Origin of the sequence: Saccharomonospora iraqiensis subsp. paurometabolica YIM 90007, assembly GCF_000231035.2 — a bacterium.
GTDB classification, from domain to species: Bacteria; Actinomycetota; Actinomycetes; order Mycobacteriales; family Pseudonocardiaceae; genus Saccharomonospora; species Saccharomonospora paurometabolica.
The window spans coordinates 1,834-7,347 of sequence record NZ_KI912208.1 but is presented as its reverse complement, the minus strand read 5'-3'; the positions used below and the strand labels follow the sequence as shown (position 1 = coordinate 7,347).

The following is a 5,514-nucleotide window of genomic DNA, read 5'->3' as shown; positions in this document are numbered from 1 at the left end:
AGGCGGCGACCCCCGGACCGGTCACCGCCGCTCCCGCGGTGGCCGCGGCACCGACACGGGGCAGCAGGCCGGTGACCGCGGTGGCGGCCGAGGCCCCGGCCAGCGGGCCGTAGACCGACAGCAGCCAGGAGCCCATGCTCATCGGCGAGGTCGGCTTCATCACCCGGAGCATGTTCAGGAACCGTTCCGGCCTGCCGAGGTCGTGCACCAGCGCGACCAGCGACCCACCGACCGCGCCGAACGCGCCCACCTTGGCCACCGTCGCCGCCCGCCGTCGACCGGTGAGCTGGGACCCCGCCCCGAGCAGGGAGGCGCCGCCCGCCAGACCACCCAGGAAGAAGTAGGCCGGGATGTCGGGGACCTTCCACACCGGGCCGTTCAGCACCGGTTGGCCGTAGTAGGAGGTGAACTCGGTGTCCGGCACCACCGGCTGCTCGCCCTTCCCGCGCCGGCGTCGCCCGTTCCCGCGTGCCCCGGCCGGGACCGCGCCGGTGATCGCCTCCCGGCCCGGGCGGGAGCCCCCGTCCCCGGTCATACCCACCGTCCCCTCGTCGTCGCTGTCGTCCGTGTCGGAGCGCGGGACACCGCTCACCGCCGCCGCGTTCCCAGGAAGGCGGCGACGGCGCCCGCCATCAGCGTCGCCGCGGCCGAGCCCACGTGCCGCCACATGCGGGGCAGGTCCCGCGTGGTCACAACCGGATCGGGCGGCAGTCCGTACACCTCGGGCTCGTCGAGCAGCAGGAAGAACGCCCCGTCCCCGCCGACCCCGTCGTCCGGGTCCGCGCCGTAGAGCCGCGCGTCGGTGACCCCGGCCCCGTGCAGCTGCGCCACCCGCTGCTGCGCCCGTTCCCGCAACTCGTCGAGCGGCCCGAACTGGATCGAGTCGGTCGGGCACGCCTTCGCGCAGGCGGGTTCGAGTCCGTTGCCGAGGCGGTCGTAGCACAGGGTGCACTTCCACGCCCGGCCGTCGCCGGGTCGCTGATCGATCACCCCGTAGGGGCAGGCCGGGATGCAGTAGCCGCAGCCGTTGCAGATGTCCTCCTGCACCACCACGGTGCCGAACTCGGTGCGGAACAGCGAGCCGGTGGGGCACACGTCCAGACAGGCGGCGTGCGTGCAGTGCTTGCACACGTCCGAGGCCATCAGCCAGCGGAAATCGTCGCCGTGGCCGGGGGTCGTCGGGGTCGTCGCCGCGCCGGTCGGGTCGGTGGCCGACCCGTGCTCGGCCATGGTGAGCACGTCGGTGTCGTGGTGCATCCCGACCTCTTGCGCGGCGAGCGGTTTGCGCTGCTCGATGAAGGCCACGTGCCGCCAGGTGTTCGCGCCCAGCCCCACGGTGTTGTCGTAGGACATGCCGGTGAGGTCCAGACCGCCGTCCGGGACGGCGTTCCACTCCTTGCAGGCGACCTCGCACGCCTTGCAGCCGATACACACCGTGGTGTCGGTGAAGAACCCCACCCGGGGCGGGTGGTCGGTGTGTCCGCTCGCGGCCGCGGGGTCGTACCCGGACTCCGGGCCGGACACGGCCCCGTCCGTGGTCCGGCCCCCGGTCGCGCCGACGGTGCCCATGTCACACCTCCGTGCCGGTCTCGTCGGTGATGCCCGCGCGCCGCCGGTAGTCCCGCACCAGGTCCAGCCTCGCCGGGCCCCGGGGACGACGTCCGGGCCTGATGTCGCAGGCCAGCGCCTTCACCTCCTGGATGTGCACGTTCGGGTCGAGCGACATTCCGGACAGTTCGTTGGCCGCGTCGCCGGTGCTCGCCCCGTTCGGTCCCCAGTGCCAGGGCAGCCCCACCTGGTGCAGCGTGCGCCCGGCCACGGTCAGCGGAGCCAACCGGTCGGTCACGATCACCCGTGCCTCGATCGCGGCGCGGGCGCTGATGATCGTGGCCCAGCCGAGGTGGTCCAGCCCCCGCTCGGCCGCCAACTCGGGAGAGACCTCGCAGAACATCTCCGGCTGCAACTCGGCCAGATACGGCTGCCACCGGGACATCCCGCCCGCCGTGTGATGTTCGGTGAGCCGGTACGTGGTGGTGACGTAGGGGAACAGCTCGGAACCCGGGTGCGTCCCGCTGGGCTGGTAGCGGCTGTAGGGGTGGCGCAGTATCTGCCGCACCGGGTTGCGCTGCTGGGTGTAGAGCGGATTGTCGAACGGCGACTCCTGCGGCTCGTAGTGCGTCGGCAGCGGCCCGTCGGTGAGCCCGGACGGGGCGTACAACCACGCCTTCCCGTCGGCCTGCATCACGAAGGCGTCGGTGCCGGACAGCGCGTCCGGCCCGGTCGCGTCCGGCTCCGGGACGAAGTCCGGCGGCCGTGTGCCCTTGAAGTCCGGGATGTCGTATCCGGTCCACCGTCCGTGGTCGGCGTCCCACCACAGGTAGGCTTTGCGCTCGCTCCACGGCCTGCCGTCCGGATCGGCCGAGGCCCGGTTGTAGAGGATGCGCCGGTTGAGCGGCCACGCCCACGCCCATTCGCTCGCGACCCAGTCCTGTTCGGCCGCGGGCTTGCGGCGCGCGGTCTGGTTCACGCCGTCGGCGTAGGCGCCGCAGTAGATCCAGCAGCCGCAGGCGGTCGAACCGTCCTCGGCGAGCTGTTCGTAGGTGGACAGCGGGTTGCCCTCGGCGTCGAAGCCCCCGATCTCGGCGAGCACCGCCTCGGCCTCCGGCTCGGCGGTGGGTCCCTTGGTGGGGTAGTCCCATGTCAGGTCGAGCACCGGGCGGTCCCGGTCCCGGTCGGAGGCGGCGAGTTTGTCCCGGATGATCCGCCCGAGGTGGTAGGTGAACCACAGCTCGCTGCGGGTGTCGCCCTCCGGCTCCACCGCCTGGAAGTGCCATTGGAGCAACCGCTGGGTGTTGGTGAAACTCCCGTCCTTCTCGGTGTGGGCGGCGGCGGGGAGGAAGAACACCTCGGTGCCGATGTCGGCGGTCGCGAGCTCCCCGCTCTCGATCTCGGGGCCGTCCTTCCACCAGGTGGCGCTCTCGGTGAGCGAGAAGTCCCGCACGACGAGCCAGTCCAGGTTCGCCATGCCCATCCGCTGGGCCTTGGCGTCGGCCGAGCCGACCGCCGGATTCTCGCCCAGCAGGAAGTAGCCGTGGCAGCGGCCCTGCATCTGGGCCACGATCGTCTCGTAGGTGGAGTGTCCCCCGGTCAGCCGCGGCAGGTGGTCGAAACAGAAGTCGTTCTCCGGCCGCGCGGCCGGCCCCCACCACGCCTTGAGCAGGCTGACGATGTAGGAGCGCATGTCGCCCCAGTAGCCCTTGTGCGTCGACTCGGCCCGCACGAAGTTGTCCAGGTTCGCATTGTCGTGCGCGTGCGGCATGGGGATGTAGCCCGGCAGCAGGTTGAACAGCGTCGGGATGTCGGTGGAGCCCTGGATCGAGGCGTGCCCGCGGAGCGCGAGGATGCCGCCGCCCGGCCTGCCGATGTTGCCCAGCAGCAGCTGCAGGATCGCCGCCGTGCGGATGTACTGCACACCCACCGTGTGCTGGGTCCAGCCGACCGCGTAGGCGAACGCGGCGGTGCGGTCCCGACCGGAGTTGGCGGTCAGCAGCTCGCACACCCGCAGGAACTGCTCCTGCGGCACCCCGCACACCCGCTCGACCAGCTCGGGGGTGTAGCGGGAGAAGTGCCGCTTGAGGATCTGGTACACACAACGCGGGTGCGTCAGCGTGGGATCCGTCTCCGGTTCGGTGTGGATCTCCGGCCCACCGGAGCCGTGCATCTCGCCCCGGGCCTCCTCCCGCAGCTCCGCGCCCTCCCGCGTGCGGGCGTCCCACTGCTGCTCCCGCTGGCCGGACGCCGCCTGCACATGGGTGCCCTGGTACTGCCAGGTGGAGACGTCGTACACGCGGCCGTCGGCGTCCCAACCGGAGAACACGCCGTCGAGGTCCTCGGTGTCCGCGAACTCCTCGGTGACGATCGAGGACGCGTTGGTGTAGGCGAGCACGTACTCCCGGAAGTCGCTGCCCTCGGTGAGCACGTGGTTGATGATGCCGCCGAGGAAGGCGATGTCACTGCCCGCGCGCAGCGGCACGTGCACGTCGGAGACGGCACTGGTCCGGGTGAACCGCGGGTCGACGTGGATCACCGTCGCGCCGCGGGCCTTGGCCTCCATCACCCACTGGAATCCGACGGGATGGCACTCGGCCATGTTGGAACCCTGGATGACGATGCAGTCCGAGTTCGCCAGGTCCTGCTGGAACGTCGTGGCGCCGCCGCGACCGAAGGAGGTTCCCAGACTGGGAACCGTGGAGGAGTGTCAAATGCGGGCCTGGTTCTCGATCTGGACCGCGCCCAGTGCGGTGTAGAGCTTCTTGAGGAGGTAGTTCTCCTCGTTGTCCAGCACCGCCCCGCCCAGGCTGGCGAACCCGATCGTCCGGTTCGTGCGGACACCGTCCACCTCGGACTCCCAGCCGCGGTCCCGCGCGTCGAGCACCCGGTCGGCGATCATGTCCATCGCCGTGTCCAGGTCGAGCGGCTCCCATTCGGTCCCGTACGGCCTGCGGTAGAGCACCCGGTGGGTGCGGGCGGACCCCGTCGTCAGCTGGAGACTCGCCGAGCCCTTCGGGCACAACCGGCCCCGGCTGATCGGCGAGTCGGGGTCACCCTCGATCTGGGTGATCCGCCCGTCGGAGACGTAGATGTTCTGCCCGCACCCGACCGCGCAGTACGGGCAGATCGACTTCACGACCTTGTCCGCCGTCGCGGTCCGCGGAGCGAGCGCCTCGCTGCCCGGGCTCTTGGCCGCGGCACCACGCCCGGTGGGATCGCCGTCGGTGAACTGCCGGACAACCGGCCACCCCTCGATCCACGTCCGTAGACCCATCGTCCACCCTCCGCGTGATCGGCCGTTCGCGGTCGCCGCGGGCCGGTCGGCCCACTCTTCCGATCGAACCACGGGTTCAGGCTCCGCGCATCTGCGCGTCCGCCCGGACCCGCGCACGCAACCAGCGGTGGACCGACTCCCGGGCCGCCGGGCTCTCCACGGGCGGATTGGACAACTCCTGGCCCGCCGGGCGCAACCCGCGGGCACGCCCCTCCTCCGGCGCCGGGGCGTCCCCACCGTCGGCGGGTAGCCCCGTCGCGATCAGATACACCAGTCCTGGGGGAATGCCCAGCCTGCGTCCCACCTCGGTGTAGTCCGCACCGCCGGCGAGCGACGCCCGCACCTGCTCCCTGGTCGGCACCGTCCGCACCTCCTCACCCACAGGAATGATCGTGGGCGCATCGCGCCTACCTCGTGTGGTTCGTCCCGTGTGCCACTGCGGCATCGGGGTACCCCGCCCACAGTCCGTTCACACACAGTGAGGAGGGCGATGTGCTGTGACGTCGACATCCGGCGACACGACCGTCAAGTTCCGCCCGGACGCCCCGCCGATCGTCTGCGGCGAGTGCGGGTTCCGCACCGCCCGCATCGCGGCACTGCTCGACCCGTCCGGCACGGAGACCGGCACGGCCGTCGTCTGCCTCCCGTGCCGTGAGCGGGAACGCGCCCGCGCGGCCGGCGCCGCGGGG

Annotated in this window: 4 protein-coding genes and 1 pseudogene; 1 reads left to right on the top strand and 4 read right to left on the bottom strand. The window is 71.6% G+C overall.

The annotated features are described in order from the left end of the window. The 4 genes from nrfD to SACPADRAFT_RS0203295 all read right to left on the bottom strand — a co-directional run. Positions 1–535, bottom strand: a 535-nt coding sequence (nrfD, locus tag SACPADRAFT_RS25390) for an NrfD/PsrC family molybdoenzyme membrane anchor subunit (protein ID WP_198048253.1), incomplete at its 3' end; no start/stop codon positions are given. A gap of 53 nt (positions 536–588) precedes the next feature. Then, complete coding sequence (locus SACPADRAFT_RS0203310; RefSeq protein ID WP_007026291.1) at positions 589–1,569, bottom strand: 4Fe-4S dicluster domain-containing protein; 981 nt, start codon at positions 1,567–1,569, stop codon at positions 589–591. 1 nt (position 1,570) lies between these two features. Next, positions 1,571–4,825, bottom strand: a complete 3,255-nt coding sequence (gene fdh / locus SACPADRAFT_RS0203305) for a formate dehydrogenase (RefSeq protein WP_233357115.1) — start codon at positions 4,823–4,825, stop codon at positions 1,571–1,573. A gap of 76 nt (positions 4,826–4,901) precedes the next feature. Further along, positions 4,902–5,186, bottom strand: coding sequence for a hypothetical protein (locus SACPADRAFT_RS0203295; RefSeq protein ID WP_007026288.1), 285 nt, complete (start codon positions 5,184–5,186; stop codon positions 4,902–4,904). 136 nt (positions 5,187–5,322) lie between these two features. Between SACPADRAFT_RS0203295 and SACPADRAFT_RS32140 the strand changes: the two are divergent. Next, positions 5,323–5,514 (top strand): annotated as a pseudogene (locus SACPADRAFT_RS32140) (hypothetical protein); the annotation flags it as partial.

What these genes read in the sequence shown, in the direction of transcription:
- SACPADRAFT_RS0203310 (WP_007026291.1), bottom strand. Translation starts at nt 1,569, where the DNA reads ATGGGCACCGTCGGCGCGACCGGGGGCCGGACCACGGACGGGGCCGTG.